We start from the raw sequence: 317 nt of genomic DNA, 5'->3' as shown, positions 1-317 counted from the left end.
TAGAAAAGCTCTAACGAAAGTTGGGGCTTTTTATGTTTCAGAGCAGGGTGTGCACCTGCGAGCTTTAAGATACTAAAAGGTTCGATCCGTAAGAGCTTCGGTTTTTTTGGGGGCTATTTAGCGCTAAACCGAAATTGTTCTAATGCTTCACTAGGTGTAATAAAAGGGATTTTTCATTTTTTGCTTTATAAAATGAGCTGCTTTTTAATCTTATTTGTAAATTATTTTGCAATAAGTCAATCTGTTAGGTGGTTTGTGAAGAATATTTTTGAAAAAAACATATTTTTAGTTTACTTTTGTGCCACACAAAACAAAGG

Source organism: Sphingobacterium sp. UBA5639 (assembly GCF_002421245.1).
GTDB classification, from domain to species: domain Bacteria; phylum Bacteroidota; class Bacteroidia; order Sphingobacteriales; family Sphingobacteriaceae; genus Sphingobacterium; species Sphingobacterium multivorum.
Note: the sequence above shows the minus strand (reverse complement) of the source record.